The 17,723-nt window shown below is 74.2% G+C and carries 14 protein-coding genes; 9 read left to right on the plus strand and 5 right to left on the minus strand.

Annotated elements, in window-relative coordinates:
• Positions 1-87 precede the first annotated feature (87 nt).
• The 3 genes from O7619_RS13950 to O7619_RS13960 all read left to right on the plus strand — a co-directional run bounded on the left by O7619_RS13950 (position 88) and on the right by O7619_RS13960 (position 4,975).
• Positions 88-1,674 carry a glycosyltransferase family 4 protein gene (locus O7619_RS13950; RefSeq protein ID WP_282288196.1) on the plus strand — a complete coding sequence of 529 codons (1,587 nt, stop codon included), beginning with the start codon at positions 88-90 and terminating at the stop codon, positions 1,672-1,674.
• A 79-nt stretch (positions 1,675-1,753) separates the two neighbouring features.
• Positions 1,754-3,010 carry a nucleotide sugar dehydrogenase gene (locus O7619_RS13955; RefSeq protein WP_282288197.1) on the plus strand — a complete coding sequence of 419 codons (1,257 nt, stop codon included), beginning with the start codon at positions 1,754-1,756 and terminating at the stop codon, positions 3,008-3,010.
• A gap of 75 nt (positions 3,011-3,085) precedes the next feature.
• The gene (locus O7619_RS13960; protein ID WP_282288199.1) at positions 3,086-4,975 is read left to right on the plus strand and encodes a hypothetical protein; all 1,890 of its coding nucleotides are present in this window, start codon (positions 3,086-3,088) and stop codon (positions 4,973-4,975) included.
• A 13-nt stretch (positions 4,976-4,988) separates the two neighbouring features.
• Here the strand turns inward: O7619_RS13960 and O7619_RS13965 are convergent, their stop codons facing one another.
• Entirely contained in the window at positions 4,989-6,158 is a 1,170-nt protein-coding gene (locus O7619_RS13965) for a hypothetical protein (protein ID WP_282288201.1), read from the minus strand.
• 292 nt (positions 6,159-6,450) lie between these two features.
• On the opposite strand from O7619_RS13965, the gene O7619_RS13970 reads away from it, so the two are divergent.
• The 4 genes from O7619_RS13970 (at position 6,451) to O7619_RS13985 (ending at position 12,803) form a co-directional block, all read left to right on the plus strand.
• On the plus strand, positions 6,451-7,995 hold the full coding sequence (locus O7619_RS13970; RefSeq protein ID WP_282288826.1) for a glycosyltransferase family 4 protein: 1,545 nt from the start codon (positions 6,451-6,453) through the stop codon (positions 7,993-7,995).
• Positions 7,992-9,572, plus strand: a complete 1,581-nt coding sequence (locus tag O7619_RS13975; RefSeq protein WP_282288202.1) for a glycosyltransferase — start codon at positions 7,992-7,994, stop codon at positions 9,570-9,572. Before O7619_RS13970 ends, O7619_RS13975 begins: the two co-directional genes overlap by 4 nt.
• Entirely contained in the window at positions 9,569-10,852 is a 1,284-nt protein-coding gene (locus tag O7619_RS13980) for a nucleotide sugar dehydrogenase (protein ID WP_282288203.1), read from the plus strand. Before O7619_RS13975 ends, O7619_RS13980 begins: the two co-directional genes overlap by 4 nt.
• 202 nt (positions 10,853-11,054) lie before the next feature.
• The gene (locus O7619_RS13985; protein WP_282288204.1) at positions 11,055-12,803 is read left to right on the plus strand and encodes a CDP-glycerol glycerophosphotransferase family protein; all 1,749 of its coding nucleotides are present in this window, start codon (positions 11,055-11,057) and stop codon (positions 12,801-12,803) included.
• 58 nt (positions 12,804-12,861) lie between these two features.
• On the opposite strand, the gene O7619_RS13990 is transcribed toward O7619_RS13985, so the two are convergent.
• Both O7619_RS13990 and O7619_RS13995 read right to left on the minus strand, forming a co-directional pair.
• The gene (locus tag O7619_RS13990; protein ID WP_282288207.1) at positions 12,862-13,404 is read right to left on the minus strand and encodes an acyltransferase; all 543 of its coding nucleotides are present in this window, start codon (positions 13,402-13,404) and stop codon (positions 12,862-12,864) included.
• Between the two features lie 68 nt (positions 13,405-13,472).
• Positions 13,473-13,811 (minus strand): DUF952 domain-containing protein, encoded by a 339-nt coding sequence (locus tag O7619_RS13995; RefSeq protein ID WP_282288208.1) that lies wholly within the window; start codon positions 13,809-13,811, stop codon positions 13,473-13,475.
• 84 nt (positions 13,812-13,895) lie between these two features.
• Between O7619_RS13995 and O7619_RS14000 the strand changes: the two genes are divergently transcribed.
• On the plus strand, positions 13,896-14,552 hold the full coding sequence (locus tag O7619_RS14000; RefSeq protein ID WP_282288209.1) for a response regulator transcription factor: 657 nt from the start codon (positions 13,896-13,898) through the stop codon (positions 14,550-14,552).
• 10 nt (positions 14,553-14,562) lie between these two features.
• Complete coding sequence (locus tag O7619_RS14005) at positions 14,563-15,996, plus strand: ATP-binding protein (RefSeq protein ID WP_282288210.1); 1,434 nt, start codon at positions 14,563-14,565, stop codon at positions 15,994-15,996.
• A 6-nt stretch (positions 15,997-16,002) separates the two neighbouring features.
• Here O7619_RS14005 and O7619_RS14010 read toward each other — a convergent pair whose 3' ends face one another.
• Both O7619_RS14010 and O7619_RS14015 read right to left on the minus strand, forming a co-directional pair.
• Positions 16,003-16,956, minus strand: coding sequence for a TAXI family TRAP transporter solute-binding subunit (locus O7619_RS14010; RefSeq protein WP_282288212.1), 954 nt, complete (start codon positions 16,954-16,956; stop codon positions 16,003-16,005).
• Positions 16,957-17,010: 54 nt separating this feature from the next.
• Entirely contained in the window at positions 17,011-17,664 is a 654-nt protein-coding gene (locus O7619_RS14015) for a hypothetical protein (RefSeq protein WP_282288213.1), read from the minus strand.
• Positions 17,665-17,723: the final 59 nt, after the last annotated feature.

Here is a 17,723-nt window from a genome sequence, read left to right on the forward strand (position 1 = left end):
CAGGCGTCGCCCGGTCGAGAGCTGTTGGGCACCCGCGCACCGGTGACGCCGGCGTCGCACGGGCCTTGAGACAGAGGAGAAAAGGCAATGGCCGCGACGGGGGAAGGTGCGCCTTCGGCGCCCGCCCGGATCGTGATACTCGTCGACAACGGCGTGAACGGCGACTCTCGGGTGCAGAAGACCGCGAAGTCCGCCGCCGACGCCGGCTGGGACGTGATCCTGCTCGGCCGCTCCCCGAACGGGCAGCCGCAGAGCTGGCAGTTGGGGGCGGCGAAGGTGCAGCTCCTGCGGATGGCGAGTCCGTTGCGGCAGCGCCGGCACGAGTTCCGCCGGCGCTGGCTGACCGGGCCGCTGGCGTACCCGCCGACGGGTGTCGCGGCGTACCGTCAGCAGGAGGTGCGGGCCTGGCAGGCCGACCTGCGGGTGCGTCGGGCGGCGCTGGCCGGCGGTGGTTCCGCGCTGGCCCGGCAGGGCCTGCGCGCGCAGGAGCTGGCCGCCAAGGTGACCCGGAAGTGGGTCTCGTTCCGGCACTGGCAGCTCACCCGGGGGCAGACCAGCCGCAAGACGCTGAGCACCCCGTCGGACCGCGTCTACACGTGGGCGCAGCTCCGGCTGCGTGGCGACCGGGCGTGGCGCAAGCTGGAGCCGCAGCTCTGGGACTACGAGCTGGCCTTCGGCCGGACGGTCGACGAGCTCAAGCCGGACATCATCTACGCCAACGACTTCCGGATGATCGGGGTCGGCGCCCGTGCCAAGATCCGCGCGGCGGCGAAGGGCCGCACGATCAAGCTGATCTGGGACGTCCACGAGTATCTGCCCGGGGTGAAGCCGCGCGCGGACAACGCCCGGTGGATGGTGGCCAACCGCGCCCACGAGCACGAGTACGCCCGCCACGCCGACGCGGTCATCACGGTGTCCGAGCGGCTCGCCGAGTTCCTCCGGCGGGACCACGACCTGCCCGAGCTGCCCTCGGTCGTGCTGAACACCCCACACGCGGCCGACGCGCTCGGGGCCGCCGGCACCGGTCCGGACCTCCGCAGCGCCTGCGGTCTCGGCCCGGACGTGCCGCTCGTGGTCTATAGCGGCGCCGCGGCGGCGCACCGCGGCATGGGCGTGATGGTGGAGGCCCTGCCCCGGCTGCCCGGGACGCACCTGGCGTTCGTGGTGAACGCGCCGGACGGCCCCTACCTGACCAGCCTGAAGAAGCGGGCCGACGAGCTGGGGGTGGCCGACCGGTTGCACGTGTTGCCGTACGTGTCGCCGGCCGAGGTGGTCGGGTTCCTCTCCACCGCCACCGTCGGGGTCATCCCGATCCACCACTGGCTCAACCACGAGATCCAGTTGATCACCAAGTTCTTCGAGTACTCGCACGCCCGCCTGCCGATCGTGGTCAGCGACGTCGAGACGATGGCGGAGACGGTGCGGCAGACCGGGCAGGGCGAGGTCTTCCGGGTCGACGACACCGACGAGTACGTCCGGGCGATCGAGGCGGTGGTGGCCGATCCGCAGCGCTACCGCGCGGCGTACGCGGCGATGGATCTCGCGGCGTGGACCTGGGAGGAGCAGGCCAAGGTGCAGAACGGCCTCTACCACCGGCTGGCCCCGGCGGGCCGGCGCCCGGCGCTGCCGGCGTCGGACGGGCAGCCCACCACGGACGAGCTGACCCGGGTGTGAGGGTGGCAGCGGGTAGCATGCCCACGGCTCGCGCGACCACGCCTCCTCCGCCCGACCAGCGACGCACAAGGGACATGAAATGACAGATGTGGTGATTCTCGGCCTGGGCTATGTCGGGCTCCCGCTGGCCCGGGAGGCCGTCCGCGCCGGTGCCTCGGTGCTCGGCTTCGACGTCAAGGGCAGCGTGGTCGACGCCCTCAACGCCGGCCGGTCCCACGTCGACGACCTCGCCGACGCCGACATCGCCGAGATGCTGGCCGCCGGCTTCCGGGCGACGGCCGACGAGACCGAGATCGCCACCGCGGACACGGCGGTGATCTGCGTGCCGACGCCGCTGTCCGAGGACGGCGGGCCGGACCTCGGCGCCGTCGAGTCGGCCACCCGGGCGGTGGCCCGCAACCTGCGCGCCGGCATGCTCGTGGTGCTGGAGTCGACCACCTACCCGGGGACGACCGACGAGATCGTCCGGCCGATCCTGGAGGAGTCCGGCCTGCGCGCGGGGACCGACTTCCACCTGGCGTTCTCCCCGGAGCGCATCGACCCGGGCAACGAGCGTTTCGGCCCGCGCAACACCCCCAAGGTGGTCGGCGGCCACACCCCGGCCTGCGGCGACCGGGCGGCGGCGTTCTACGGGCGTTTCGTCGACACGGTGGTGCGCACCAAGGGCACCCGCGAAGCCGAGACGGCCAAGCTGCTGGAGAACACCTACCGGCACGTCAACATCGCGCTCGTCAACGAGATGGCGCGGTTCTGTCACCAGCTCGGCATCGACCTGTGGGACGTGATCAACGCGGCGCGCAGCAAGCCGTTCGGGTTCCAGGCGTTCTATCCGGGCCCGGGCGTCGGCGGGCACTGCATCCCGATCGACCCCAACTACCTCAGCCACAACGTGCGGGCCCGGTTGGGCTACCCGTTCCGGTTCGTGGAGCTGGCCCAGGAGATCAACGCGACCATGCCGTCGTACGTGGTCCGCCGCGCGCAGGACATCCTCAACGACGCCGGCCTGGCCGCGAACGGCTCCTCGGTGCTGCTGCTGGGCGTGACCTACAAGCCGGACATCGCCGACCAGCGCGAGTCGCCGGCCGTGCCGCTGGCCCGCCTGCTGCACGGGCTCGGCGCCAAGCTCAGCTATCACGACCCGCACGTGGAGCACTGGCAGGCGCTCGGCGGCAGCGTGCCCCGCGCCGAGGACCTGGAGGCCGCCGTCGCCGCGGCGGACCTGGTCATCCTGGTGCAGAACCACCGCTCGTACGACGTCGACGCGCTCGTCGGGCGGGCCAAGCGGTTCTTCGACACCCGGGGCGTGACGACGGGCGACGCCGCGCACCGGCTCTGAGCCACCGGATGTGCGACACTCCGTGATGCCCCGGTTACGGTAACGGCATCCCGGTCGCTCGTAGCATCGGGCGTCATGACTGATTCCCGGTCCGACGCCCGAGGTCCGCACGGCCCCGCCCTCGCCGGCCCGGCCGACGACCGGGCCGCCGCCGTCGCGGACCGTCCGGTCCCGGCCGACAGTTCCGCGGATACGCCGGCCGACAGTTCCGCGGGCACGCCGGCCGGCGGGCCGCGGCGGCGGTCGTGGCGGTACGACCTGGCGGCGGCCCTGGTCTACCTGGCGGGCGCGCTGCTGGTCACCGGTCGGGGCTGGCTGGACGTGCCCGGCCGGCTGCTCGGCAGCCGGCCGACCGACCAGGGCTTCAACGAGTGGATGCTGGCGTACGCGGCGCACGCCGTCACGCACCTGGAGAACCCGTTCTTCACCACGCTCCAGAACGCCCCGGACGGGGTGAACCTGATGGGCAACGTGGGGGTGCAGCTTCCCGGCCTGGTGCTCGCCCCGGTGACGTTGCTCGCCGGCGCTCCGGCGGCGTACCTGCTGTTCGTCACGCTCAACCTGGCCGGCACCGCCTACGCCTGGTATCACGTGCTCTCCCGGCACGTGGTCCGGCGTCACCTCGCCGCCGGGGTCGGCGGGCTGTTCTGCGGTTTCGCCCCGGCGCTCGTGTCGCACAGCAACGGCCACCCGCACATCACCGCCCAGTGGCTGGTGCCGTTCCTCGTCTGGCGGGTGGTGTGCCTGGCCCGCGGCGGCCGGGTGCGCCGCGACGGGCTGCTGCTCGGCGTGCTCGTCGTGGCGCAGTTCTTCGTCGGCCTGGAGGTCCTCTTCCTGACCGCGCTGGCCTGCCTGGCCGGGCTGGCGGGCTGGCTGCTGGTCCGGCCCCGGCGGGTGGTGGCCGCCGCCCGGCCACTGGCCGGCGGGATCGCCGTCGCCGGGCTGCTGGTGCTGCTGGCCGGCGCGTATCCGCTGTGGATGCAGTTCGCCGGCCCGCAGCACCGGGTGGGTCACCCGGGCTCGCCGGACCAGTTCGTCCTGGCGCTGAAGTCGTACGTCACCTACGCCACCGAGTCGGTGGGCGGCGGTCCGGGCAGCGTGCGGGGCCTGGTCGCCAACACCACCGAGGAGGCGAGCTGCTTCGGCTGGCCGTTGGTGCTCCTGCTGGTCGCGGCCGTGTTCTGGCAGCGCCGGCAGCCGCTGGTCCGGGTGCTCGCCCTGGTCGCGGTGGTGGCCGCGATCCTCTCCATGGGCACCAGGTGGACCTGGGGTCCCCGGCACTCCTCGGTGCCCGCGCCCTTCGCCCTGGTCCAGAACCTGCCGGTGGTCGACTCGCTGGTGGTCGCCCGGTTCGGGTTGATCACCACGGCGGCCGTCGGGGTGCTGCTTGCCCTCACCGTCGACCGGCTGGCGGGGCTCGCCGGGCGGTCCGCCCCGGCGGACCGGCTGGTCGCCGCGCTCGGTGGCGCCGCGCTGCTGGCGGCGCTGGCGCCGGTGGCGCCGACGCCGCTGCCGGCGCAGCGCCGGCCCCCGGTGCCGGCGTTCGTCACCTCCGGCGCCTGGCGGGACCACGTCACCCCGGGACGGACCCTGGTGCCCGTCCCGGTGGACAACATGACGTCGGTGTGGTGGGGTTCCGCCGCGCACGCCGGGTTCGCCGTGCCGCAGGGCTATTTCCTGGGCCCGGTGTCGAAGACCGACCCGACCGGCCGGTGGGGGGTCCGGCCGCAACCGACCGCCGCGCTGCTCGCCGCCGTGGACGAGGGGACGCGGTCCCCGGATCCCGGTCCGGCGGACCGGGACCGGGCGCTCGCCGACGCGCGCTACTGGCGGGCCGACGCGCTGGCGCTGCCGGCGGCGCACCCCCGCGCGGCGCGGCTGCGTGCCGTGCTCGACGCGCTCTACGGGCCCGGCGCCCGGGTGGACGACGTGTGGCTCTGGGACGTCCGCCGGTACACCCGCTGAGCCCGCCGCCGGATCACGGCGAGAAACGCCAGACCAGCAGCAGGTAGCCGCCGAAGTAGGCGGACACCAGCGCGAGGGTGGTCAGTACGGTCGCCGCCCGGGCCCGACCGGCGCGCGCCAGCGCCACCGCGGCGGGCAGCAGCAGCGGGAACGCGGGCAGCAGGAACCGGGCCTTGGAGTGGTAGAAGCCGGCGGCGCCGAGCGTGGTCAGCAACAGCAGCCCGCTGTAGAGCGACAACTGCCACGGCTGCCGGTCGAGCAGGCTGAGCACGAACAACATGATCGCCAGCACCGCCACCAGCGTCACCACGTAGAACTCCAGCTCCGAGGGCTTGCTGAGCACCTCCCGGGCCCGCTGGGCGGTGTTCACGCCGAGGTCGAAGGAGGAACCCCAACCCTCGCCCTGGATCCGGAACCAGCCGTCCGGGCGGCCGGTGCGCCAGCCGACCCACGCCAGGTAGCCCAGCCAGCCGGCGGGCGCGAGCAGCATCGCCGCCCACGGCCGCCACCCGTCCCGACGCCTGACCACCGCGATCAGCGCGGCCAGGCCGACCACCCCGATGAGTGAGGAGCCGGTCGGCCGGGTGAGGCCGGCGAGCAGGCAGAGCACGCCGGCGGTCAGCCAGTGCCGGCGCAGCAGCGCGTACAGCGACCACGCCGCGAGCGCGGTGAACAACCCCTCGCTGTACGACATGAGCTGCACCGCGGCGTGCGGCAGCACGCCCCAGAGCATGGCCAGGACCACCCCGACGCGGCGGTCGTACACGTGGGCGCCGACGGCGAACAGCCCCCAGGCGGCGGCGAACCCCGCCACCCAGGACACCAGCAGGGCGGTGTGGAGCAGGTCGAACGGCGTGACCGTGTCCAGCCCGGCGGTCAGGCCCGGGTACAGCGGGAAGAACGCCATGTTGCTGTGCAACTGCGTGGCGCTGTCGTAACCGTCGCGCGCGATGCCCAGATACCAGACGCCGTCGGCGCGGGTCAGCTCGCCGACCGTGCCGCGACCGGTGCTCCGGGCCCAGAGCCAGATGCTGAGCAGGCCGAGCAGGCGTACCACGGTCCAGCCGGCGAGCGCGGGCAGGGCGTACCGGACGGCGGCGCGGAGCCGCGCGGCGGTCCCGCCCGGCGCGGGCGGGTCGGCCGGCTCCGGCGCGGCCGGCGAGCGCTCGCTTGTCGTCACCATGTCCATTTTCGTCCTGTTCGCAGGGAGGTCGAGCGGGTCGCCGGCAGCGCCTTCCCGGGGCCGCCGGGACACCGGTCGGGTCGGGCGCGTGCCCCCGCCCGCGCCGGCCAGGGATGGAGGTTAGCAACCGAGGTGTCGGTACCGGGGACACGGCGGCGGCGGGCCCGATACGCCCGTTGCGTTGTCGTAGACTCGCCGGGGTCCTCGGGCCGTGGGGCCGAGGGGACGGAGACGGGCGGTAATGGGAGCTGAGGGCGCAGACATGACGAAGCGCACCCGGGGACGGGTCGTCATGCTGGTGGACAACGCGGTGGACGGGGACTCGCGGGTCCAGAAGGCCGCCCGCTCCGCCGCCGACGCCGGCTGGGAGGTCGTCCTGCTCGGCCGGGCCCCCGGCGGCGTGCCCAGGACCTGGACGCTGGGCGCGGCCGAGGTCCGCCTGCTCAAGGTGCCGCTGCCGATGGCCAAGCGGCCACACGAGTTCCGCCGGTCGTGGCTGCGGGCGCCGCTGGCGTACCCGCCCACCGGCGTCGCCGCCCACCGCGCGCAGGAGGTCCGCGCCTGGCGCGCCGACCTGCGGGTCCGCCGCGCCGAGCTGACCACGGCCGGTCGGCCGGCGCTGCGCTGGCAGTTGCTGCGCGCCGAGGAGCGCCTCTCCGGCCTGACCCGCCGGTGGGTGTCGCTGCGCCAGCGGCAACTCGGCCGGGCCAGGGCGCGCAAGCTCGACGGGCCGTGGGACCGCGCCTTCACCCGGTTCTGGCAGCGGGTACAGGGCGGCGGGGCGTGGCGGCGGCTGGAGCCGGGCCTGTGGGACTACGAGCTGGGCTACGGTCCGGTCGTCGACAAGCTCCGGCCCGACCTCATCCACGCGAACGACTTCCGCATGCTCGGCGTCGGCGCCCGCGCCAAGATCCGCGCCGCCGCCGAGGGGCGGCGCGTCGCCCTGGTCTGGGACGCCCACGAATACCTGCCCGGTGTGCAGCCGTGGCGCGACAACGCCCGCTGGCTGCCCGGCAACATGGCCCACGAACGCGAGTTCGTGCCGTACGCGGACGCGACGATGACCGTCTCCGGCGGGCTGGCCGACCTGCTCCAGGCCGAGCACGGCCTGGCCGAACGACCGGCGGTGGTGCTCAACGCCCCGGCGGTGGACGAGTTGACCGGCGGCCGGGCCGAGGCGCCGGACATCCGTCTCCGGTGCGGCGGCCTCGGGCCGGACGTGCCGTTGCTGGTCTACAGCGGGGTCGCCGCGCCCAAGCGCGGCCTCGCGGTGATGATCGAGGCGCTGCCGGAGCTGACCGGGGCGCACGTCGCCCTGGTGGTCAACAAGCCCGGCTCCGACTATGTGCGCGGGCTGGTCGCCCGGGCCGGCGAGTTGGGCGCGGGCGACCGGGTGCACGTGCTGCCCTACGTGCCGCACGACCAGGTCGTGCCCTTCCTCTCCGGCGCCCACGTCGGCGTGATCCCGATCCAGCACTGGCCCAACCACGAGATCGCGCTGATCACCAAGTTCTTCGAGTACTCGCACGCCCGGCTCCCGCTCGTGGTCTCCGACGTCCGCACCATGGCGGAGACCGTCCGCTCGACCGGTCAGGGCGAGGTGTTCACCGCCGAGGACGTCAGCGACTACGTGCGCGCGGTGCGGGCGGTGCTGGCCGACCGGGAGCGTTACCGCGCCGCGTACGACCAGCCGGGGCTGCTGGCCAACTGGACCTGGGCGGCGCAGGCGGAGGTCCTCGACGGCGTCTACTCCCGGCTGCTGCCGGAGCATCCGCCGCGTGCCGCCGCCGGCGGGACCAGTCCGGCGCCGGTGCTCGCCGCCGGGGTCGGACGGTGACCCAGCCGGACGTCACAGTGGTGACCGCCGTCTACAACACCATGCCGGACCTGACCACCTGCCTCACCTCGCTCGTCGAGCAGACCATCGGGCTGGACCGGCTGGAGGTCGTGGCGGTGGACGACGGCTCGACCGACGGCAGCGCCGAGGAGCTGGACCGCTTCGCCGCCCGCTACCCCGGCACGGTGAAGGTGCTGCACCAGCCCAACTCGGGCGGGCCGGCCGCGCCGAGCAACCGCGGGCTGGAGCAGGCCACCGGCCGGTACGTCTTCTTCATCGGCTCCGACGACCACCTGGGTCCGGAGGCGCTGGAGCGGATGGTGGCCGCGGCCGACAGGTGGGGCTCCGACGTGCTGCTCGGGCGGCTCGTCGGGGTCAACAAGCGCTACGTGCACCAGGCGGTCTTCGCCAGCACCCAACCGGACGTGGACCTGTTCGCCTCGGCCCTGCCGTTCGCGTTGTCCAACACCAAGCTGTTCCGCCGGGAGCTGGTGGAGAAGTACGGCCTGCGTTTCCCGGAGGACATGCCGGTCGGCAGCGACCAGCCGTTCACGCTTGAGGCGTGCCTGCGGGCCGGGCGGATCTCGGTGCTCGCCGACTACGACTACTACTACGCGGTGAAGCGCGCCAATTCGAGCAACATCACCTACCGCAGCACCCACGTGGCGCGGCTCGACTGCGCGGAGCGGATCGTCGCGTTCGTCGCCGAGCACATCGAGCCGGGCGAAGGACGCGACGCGGTCCTGCTCCGCCACTTCACCTGGGAGATCGCCAAGCTGGTCCAGGCCGACTTCCTGAAACTGGACCGCACGACGCAGGAGCGGGTGCGCGCGGGGGTCGGGCGGCTCGTCACCGAGCACCTCACCGAGCGGATCCGGCGCGCGTTGCCGGTGACCACCCGGGTCCGGCTCGGCGTGGCCGCGTACGGCAGCCTGGCCGACCTGGTGGCGGTGATCCGCCAGGACGTGCGGCACGGGTTGCCGCAGCCGGTGCTCCGCGACGACGGCTGGTTCGCCCGCTACCCTGGGTTCGGTGACGGCCGGTGCGGGCTCTCCGACGACTGGTACGAGATCACCGTGTCGATGTCGAAGTGGCTGGCCCGGCTGGAGACGATGGCCGTGCGCTGGACCGTCGACGGTGCGGGGGAGCGGGTGGTCCGGATCACCGCGCGCGGCCCGCACCCGGACCTGGCCGTGATGGCCGACGGCGGGGTCGCCGTCTCGGCCGGGCGGACGCGCGGCACGGTCGAGTCGATCGAGGCCGATCCGCTGGGCGCGACGGTGACCATGTCGTTCCGCGCCCGGGACCTGCTCGCCGGGGTGAAACCCGGTGGGGAACGCCGGGTCGTCAGCGTGACCGTCACCCGCGGCGGCGACGCCGCCTCGACCCCGGTGCGCGGCCCGTACCCGGCGATGGTGCAGCGGTCGGTGCACCGGGAGGACGGCCGGCTGCACGTGATCACCAGCAGCACGAACCGCAAGGGCGACCTGGTGCTTGTCGTCTTTCCGGTGACGCTGCGCCGCATGATGACCGGCCTGCGACGCAGGCTCCCCATTGGAGGAAAGAAGCAGTCATGAACATCTGCGTCGTCGCGCTCGGCAAGATCGGCCTGCCGCTCGCCGTGCAGTTCGCCTCGAAGGGGCACCGGGTGCTCGGGGCCGACGTCTCCGAGCGGGTCGTCGAGCTGGTCAACGACGGTGCCGTGCCCTTCCCGGGCGAGGCCGACCTGGACGTCAAGCTGAAGGAGGCGGTGGCCGCCGGGCTGCTGTCGGCCACCACCGACACGGCTGCCGCGGTCGCCGAGTCGGAGGCGGTCGTGGTGGTGGTGCCGTTGTTCGTGGACGCCGAGGGCGTGCCGGACTTCGGCTGGATGGACGACGCCACCCGGGCCATCGCCCGTGGCCTCAGGCCGGGCACCCTGGTCAGCTACGAGACCACGCTGCCGGTCGGCACCACCCGCAACCGCTGGGCGCCGATGCTCGAAGAGGGCTCCGGTCTCACCGCTGGCACCGACTTCCACCTGGTGTTCAGCCCGGAGCGGGTGCTCACCGGCCGGGTCTTCGCCGACCTGCGCCGCTATCCGAAGCTGGTCGGCGGCATCGACGAGTCCTCCGCCGCGCACGGCGTCCGGTTCTACGAGGCGGTGCTCGACTTCGACGAGCGGGCCGACCTGAAGCAGCCCAACGGCGTGTGGGACCTGGGCTCGGCCGAGGCGTCCGAGCTGGCCAAGCTCGCCGAGACGACCTACCGGGACGTCAACATCGGCCTGGCGAACCAGTTCGCCCGCTTCGCCGACACGGTGGGCGTCGACGTCACGAAGGTCATCGAGGCGTGCAACACCCAGCCGTACAGCCACATCCATTCACCGGGCATCGCGGTCGGCGGCCACTGCATCCCGATCTATCCCCGGATGTACCTGTGGAACGACCCGGCGGCCACCGTGGTCCGCTCGGCGCGGGAGGCGAACGCGGCGATGCCGGACTACGCGGTCGACCTGCTGGCCGCCGCGTACGGCGACCTGACCGGTGTGGGCGTGCTGGTGTTGGGCGCGGCCTACCGGGGTGGGGTGAAGGAAACCGCCTTCTCCGGTGTCTTCCCGACCGTGGAGGCGCTGCGGCGGCGGGGCGCGACGCCCTACGTCTCCGACCCGATGTACACGAACGAGGAGTTGGCGGCGCACGGCCTGCCCGGCTACGACGGCGAGCCGGTCGGCGCCGCGGTGATCCAGGCCGACCACGCCGAATACCGCAACCTCACCCCGGCGGACCTGCCGGGCGTGACGGTGCTCGTCGACGGGCGGCGGGTCACCGACCCGGCCCGCTGGACCGGCGTGCGCCGGGTGGTCATCGGCGGCTGACCCACGGATGCGCGGCGAGCCCCGGTCGGGTACGGCCGGGGCCGCGCCGCGTGGTGTGCCCGATCCGGCATCGGGCGGAAGTGGTCGTCTGCCGTTCACCTGCCGGACACCCCGGCAATACGTGCGTCACTTGACCCGTTTAGGGTCGCAGCCGTCGGTATCGGGCCTCGCCGACATTGCCGGGCAGACAGGGAGCACGCAGTTGTTCAGCAGAGTACGCAGCCAGCAGGGCTTGGCCGCGGTGGGCGCGACGCTTCTCGGCTACGGCGTCATGATCCTCGCGGGCGTCCTCGGCCTGGCGTTCCCGTACGCGGTGGCCGCGGCGGTCGCCCTCGGCGGTGAGCTGGCGCTCGCCACCCGGTACGGCGGGACCGCCCAGTTGCTCGCCAAGGCCGGCGTCGGGTGGACGTTCCGGCGGCTGGTGCGGGACCTCTCGGTGGCCCTGCTGGTGATCGCCACGGTCCGTCCCGGGGTGGCCGGCACGATCGCGGTGCTGTTGCTGCCCGCCGCGCTCTGGACCCTGGCGGTGGGCGCCACCGCGGTCACCAAGTCGGTCGAGGGACGGGTCGACCCGCCGGCGTTCACCCGCAACATCGACCTCGGCGCGCTGCGTCGCGTCCCGGTCCCGCCGGCTTGGGCGCGGCACCTCGCCGGGCTGCGGCTGCCGCTGCTCAACGTGCTGCTGGTGCCGGCGGCCGTGGTGGCCGCCGTGGTCGACCGGGTCACCCCGGTGGTGGTCACCGGCCTGGTCACCCTGGCCGCCGGTCTGGTCACCGCCGCGGTGCTGGCGTTGACCGCGCTGCGGGGCCGGGGCACGAGCCCGGGCGCGCTGCCCGCCGTGCACGACTGGCTGGCCCGGGAGAAGCCCGAGGTGGCGCTCTATTTCGCGGGCCCGGCCAAGGACGTCTACCAGGCCAACATGTGGCTCGCGCCGCTGGAGGCGACCGGCCGGCGGTCGGTGGTGCTGCTGCGGGCCGCGGAAGCGTTCCACCAGTTGGCGGACACCCGCCTGCCGGTGATCTGCGTGCCGGCCGGGGTCGACTTCATGAACCTCGACCTGGGCTCGCTGCGGGTCGCGCTGTACGCGGCGAACGTCGGCGCGAACATCCACCTGCTGCGTGAGCCGGGCGTGAAGCACGTCTTCGTCGGCCACGGCGACAGCGACAAGGCGGCGAGCGTCAACCCCTACAGCAAGGTGTACGACGAGGTGTGGGTGGCCGGGCCGGCCGGCCGGGAGCGGTACGCCCGGGCCGGCGTGGGCGTGCTGGACCGCGACATCGTGGAGGTCGGCCGCCCGCAGCTCGCCGGCGTGCACACCTTCGGCTCCGGCGCCGCCGACCACCTGTTCACCGTGCTCTACGCCCCCACCTGGGAGGGCTGGCTCGACGACGACCCGTTCCACACGTCGCTGGTGCTGATGGGGGAGCGGATCGTGTCCGGGCTGCTGGCCGCCGGGAACCTGCGGGTGATCTACAAGCCGCACCCGTTGACCGGCACCCGCTCACCGAAGGCGAAGGCGGCGCACGAGCGGATCGTCGCCCGGATCCGCGCGGCCGGGGGCGAGACCGACCCCGACTCGCTCGACGGCGCCGCGCACCTGGTGGTGACCGGCCGCACGCCGTCGCTGTTCGACTGTTTCAACGTCACCGACCTGCTGGTCAGCGACGTCTCAAGTGTGGTCTCCGACTTCGTGCAGAGCGAGCGGCCGTACGTGGTGGCCAATCCGGCGGGCCTGCCCGAGGACGAGTTCCGGCGGCAGTTCCCGACGGCGCGGGCGGCGTACCTGCTCGCCGCGGACGGCGGCGAGCTGGCCAAGATCCTCGACGTGACCCGGGGCGGGGACGACCCGATGGCCGAGGCGCGGCGGGAGTTGAAGGAATACCTGCTCGGCCCGGCCGGGTCGAACCCGATGGACCGGTTCCGGGACGAGATCGGCCGGCTCTGCGGCTGACCGGCGCACCGACGCGCGGGGGCGACGACCGGACCTCCTCGCCGCCCCCGTCGCGTGTTCAGCCCTGGTGCGGCGGGTTGTCGACGTCCCGGGAGACGACCTCGCCCGTGGCGTCGACCCAGCCCTTCGGCCGGGCCGGGTTGCCGGCCACCAGTTGGTACGGCTTGACGTCCCGGGTGACCACGGAGCCGGCGGCGATCATCGCGTACTCCCCGACCTCGATGCCGCACACGAGCGTGGCGTTGGCGCCGATCGAGGCGCCCCGGCGGACGAGCGTCGGCGTGATCGTCCAGTCCGGGTTCTGGGCGCGCGGCCGGAAGTCGTTGGTGAACACCGCGCACGGGCCGACGAAGACCTCGTCCTCGATGGTCACGCCCTGGTAGACCGAGACGTTGTTCTGGATCTTCACCCGGTCGCCGACGGTGACGGTCGCGTCGACGTACACGTTGCGGCCGATCACACAGCCGGCGCCGACCTGCGCGCTGGACCGGATGTGCGCCAGGTGCCACACCTTGGTGCCGTCGCCGACCCGGGCGCCGGACTCCACGTCGGCCGTCGGGTGGACGAAGACGGAGGCGGACGGGTCGTTGCTGTCAGTCATCTCAACTCGCATCGTGGCAGGGCGCGCGTCGCGCCGTCGGGCGGGCTCGACGCAGCATAACGAGCGGCTCAGGCGAGCAGTTCGGCCACCGCGTCGCCGGCCGGCCGGTCCGCCGGCAGCGGATGGGCCGTCACCACCGCGTCGACCGGCAGCGCGCCGTACAGGTGCGGGAAGAGCGCCCCGCCCCGGGACTTCTCCCAGCGCAGCGCGTCGCCGAGCCGCGCCTCGTCCACGGCGAGCAGGGTGAGGCCGGTGACCCCGGCGAAGACCCGACGCGCGGTCTCCACCACCTGGTCGGGCGCGGAGAGGTGGACGAAACCGTCCTGCCGGTCCATCGCGGTGCCGACAAAGCTCCCGGCCGCCCGCGCCGCCCGCCACTCGTCGTCGGCGAGAATCTTGTAGATCACCACCGCAGCCTAGAGTGCCCTCGCGTCGGGGCGGCGCGTCTGCCACCATTCCCTGGGCAACTCCTCGAGCGGACGGAGGCACGGGTGCGGATCCTCCTGGTCGAGGACGACCGACGGGTCGCCGCGGCGCTGTCGTCCGCGCTGACCCGCCGCGGCTACGAGGTGGAACACGCCGCCACCGTCGCCGCCGCGCTCTCCGCCGCCCCCTGCGACCTGGTGCTGCTCGACCTGACCCTGCCCGACGGCGACGGCACCGACCTGTGCCGCGAGCTGCGCCGCCGCAGCAGCCAGCTCGGCATCATCGCGGTGACCGCCCGTGGCGAGGAACGCGACCGGGTGCTGGGCCTGCGGCTGGGCGCCGACGACTACGTGGTCAAACCGTTCTCGATGGTGGAGTTGCAGGCCCGGATCGAGGCGGTGCTGCGCCGGGCGGCGCACACCGTCCCGGAACGCAACCTGATCGAGGCCGGCGCGGTCCACATCGACGTGGGCGGCCGGACGGTGCGCGTCGCCGGCCGGTCGGTGACCCTGACCCGCAAGGAGTTCGACATCCTGCTCTCGCTGGCCCGCCAGCCCGGGGTGGCCGTGCCGCGGGACCGGATCCTGCTCGACGTCTGGGGCACCACCTGGGCCGACCGGCACACCGTCGAGGTGCACGTCGGGTCGCTGCGCGGCAAGCTCGGCGACCCGACGCTGGTGGAGACCGTACGCGGGGTCGGCTACCGGCTCCGCGGCGCGTGAGGGGGCCCGGATGCGCCGCCGGCTGGTGATCAGCTACCTGCTGCTGATGGTGCTGGTGCTGATCGCGTTGGAAACCCCGCTGGCGGTCACGCTCGCCTCCCGGGAGACCGACCGGGTCCGCGCCGACCGGCTCGCCGACGCCACCCGGTTCGCCTCGCTCGCCGGCCCGGCCCTGCGCGGCGGCAGCCCCGGCCCGCTCGGTGGGGAGCTGACCGCCTACGACGACCTCTACCGCATCGGCGCGGCCGTGGTGGACCGGGACCGCCGTACCGTGGCCTCCTCGACCCGGTGGCAGCCGGGCGCGGGCACCGGCCCGGCGCTCGACACCGCGTTGTCCGGGCAGCAGTTCAGCGGCCCGGAGTCGGTCTGGCCGTGGGTGGACGGGCCGCTGGTGACGGCGGTCCCGATCAACGACGGTGGTGAGGTGCTCGGCGCGGTGGTCACCACCACCCCGGCGGACCGGGTGCGCCGCGCCGTCACCCTGTGGTGGGTGACGCTCGCCGGCATCGGCCTGCTCGCGGTGCTGGCCTGCGTCTCCACCGCGTTCGGGTTGGCCGGTTGGGTGCTGCGCCCGGTCACCGAGCTGGACACCGCGACCCACGAGATCGCCGAGGGGCGCCGCACCGCCCGGGTCCGGCCCCGGCTCGGCCCGCCCGAGCTGCGCCGGCTGGCGACCAGCTTCAACGACATGGTCGACGCGGTCTCCGACGTGATGGACCGGCAGCGGGCCTTCGTCGCGCACGCCAGCCACCAGTTGCGTAACCCGTTGACCGCGCTGCGGCTGCGGGTGGAGGAACTGGGGCCGAGCCTCACCGACCCGGACGGCCGGGCCGAGCACCGGCTGGCGTTGGAGGAGACCGACCGGCTGGCCACCGTGCTCGACGCGCTGCTGACCCTGGCGCGGGCCGAACGGGAGGAGAACCAGCGGGTCACCGTGGACGCCGCCGCGACGGCCGCGTCCCGGGTCGCGGCCTGGCTGCCGCTGGCCCGGCACCGGGCGGTCACGCTCCGGCTCGACGCGGGCGACGCGCCCGCGTACGCCCGGACCGTGCCGACCGCCGTCGGTCAGGCGCTCGACGCCCTGATCGACAACGCGGTGAAGTTCAGCGGCGCCGGGGGAGAGGTGACGGTGACGGTACGCCCCGCCGACGGCGGGACGGCGCTCACCGTGCGGGACACCGGCCCCGGCATGACGGCCAGCCAGCTCCACCAGGCCACCGAGCGGTTCTGGCGGGCGCCGGACGCGCAGAACGTGGACGGCGCGGGTCTGGGGCTGACCATCGCCGCGGTGCTCGTCGACGCGTCCGACGGCCGGCTCACCATGCGTCAGGGCGACCCCCGGGGGCTGGTCGCCGAGCTGTGGTTCCCGGCGCCGCCCGACGACCCGGGCGCCCCCGAGGCGCCGGCCGCGCCGGAGCCGCACGGCGAACCCGTCGGGCGCTGAACCCGGTCAGGGTTTCGTGTCGCGATACCACTGCGCCGCGCCCGGGTGCAGCGGCAGCGGGGTGGTGACGATCGCCGACCGGGGGCTCATCCGACCGGCCGCCGGGTGCGCCGCGGCCAGCTCCTCCCGGCGATCCATCAGCAGCCGGGTCACCTCGCGTACCAGCTCGGCGGGGAGGTTGGCGTTGACGATCAGGTAGTTCGGGTTCGCCACGGTGCTGACCGGGTCCGTCCGGTAGACCGAGCGGGGAATGTCCCGGGTCACGTAGACCTGTCCGTACGCGCGTCGCAGCGGCTCGGTCCACTCACCCAGGTCGACCATCCGCAGCGACGTCTCCTGGGCCAGGTCGGCGACGCCGCGCACCGGCAGGCCACCGGAGAAGAAGAACGCGTCGATCCGGCCCTCCCGCAGGGCGGCCACCGAGTCGTCGAGTCCCAGGTGCTCCTGGCGTACCCGGTCGCCACCGAGCTGCGCCACCGCGAGCAGCCGGGTGGCGGTGATCTCGGTGCCGGAGCCGTCGGCGCCCACCGAGACCGGCCGGCCGCGCAGGTCGGCGAGCGTGCGGATCGGGCCGCCGGCGGTGGTGACCAGGTGCAGCAGGTCGTCGTAGACCCGGGCGACGGCGAGCACCGCCGGGTGCTCCGGCTCGCGGGCCGGCAGCACGTCGGCCTGGGTGAAGCCCAGCTCCGCGTCACCGGCGCCGACGAGCCGGACGTTCTGCGCGGAGGCGGCGGTGACCATCACCTCGGCCCGCACCCCGGGCAGTTCCCGGTTGAGCAGGGCGGCGAGGGACTTGCCGAAGGCGTGGTAGACGGCGGTGGGGCTGCCGGTGGCGATCCGGATCGGCACCCGGCTGGCGGGTTCGTCCCGGCACCCGGCCACGCCGGCGGCGACGAGCAGCAGCAGCGCCAGCGGGGCCGCGGTCCGGCGCCGGCCGCGCACAGACCAGTGTCGGCTCACGGGCTGCACTCTGCGCCGTGCACCCGCCGCCGCGCAACCCCGCCGGTGTCGCGGTCAGCCCAGGGTGGCGCTCTCGGTGATGCGCACCCGGTGCTCGCCGTTGGAGACGCTCACCAGGAAGCAGCCCGACCCCGGCCGCAGCACCGCCGGCACCTCCAGCAGCGCCGCGCCGCGCACCAGCACCGCCGCCAGGTCCCGGTCGGCCAGCCGGATGCCGAGGCAGTGCCGGCGTACGTGCCGGCCGCCGGCGAGCAGCGCCGCCCGCCAGGCCGCCGCCGCCAGCCGGGGACGCCAGAGCCGGCGCGCCGTCGAGGCGCCGGGGACCAGCCCGCCGAGCAGCTCCCGCCGGCCCTGCCGCCAGCCCGCCGCCAGCAGATTCGCGTACGCCGACCGGTGCCCCGGGGACACCGACAGCCGGTGCAGCTCGTAGCGGCGGCGCAGGCCCCCCGTGGTCAGCTCGTGCTCCACCGGCACGTCGAGCCGGCGCAGCAGTTGCCGCATCCGGCGCGCCGCGTCCTCCCGGTTGAACTCGGCGGTCCCGCCCCGGTACGGGTCGATGCCGAGCCGGCGGACGTCGGCGGCCGGGGGCGGGGTGCAGCGCACCAGGCAGGCGACCTCGAAGGCGTCGGCCAGGGTCAGCCAGTCGAGCGGCGGGGGTGGCGACGACGGGCGGGGCCGGTCGAGCAGCGTGGTGGGCTCGGAGAGCATCGGCACAGCTCCTTCGTCGGCGTCGTGGTGCCTCTACCGTGGCCCCCGACAGCCGGCCG

Source organism: Micromonospora sp. WMMD998, assembly GCF_029581235.1.
GTDB lineage: Bacteria > Actinomycetota > Actinomycetes > Mycobacteriales > Micromonosporaceae > Micromonospora.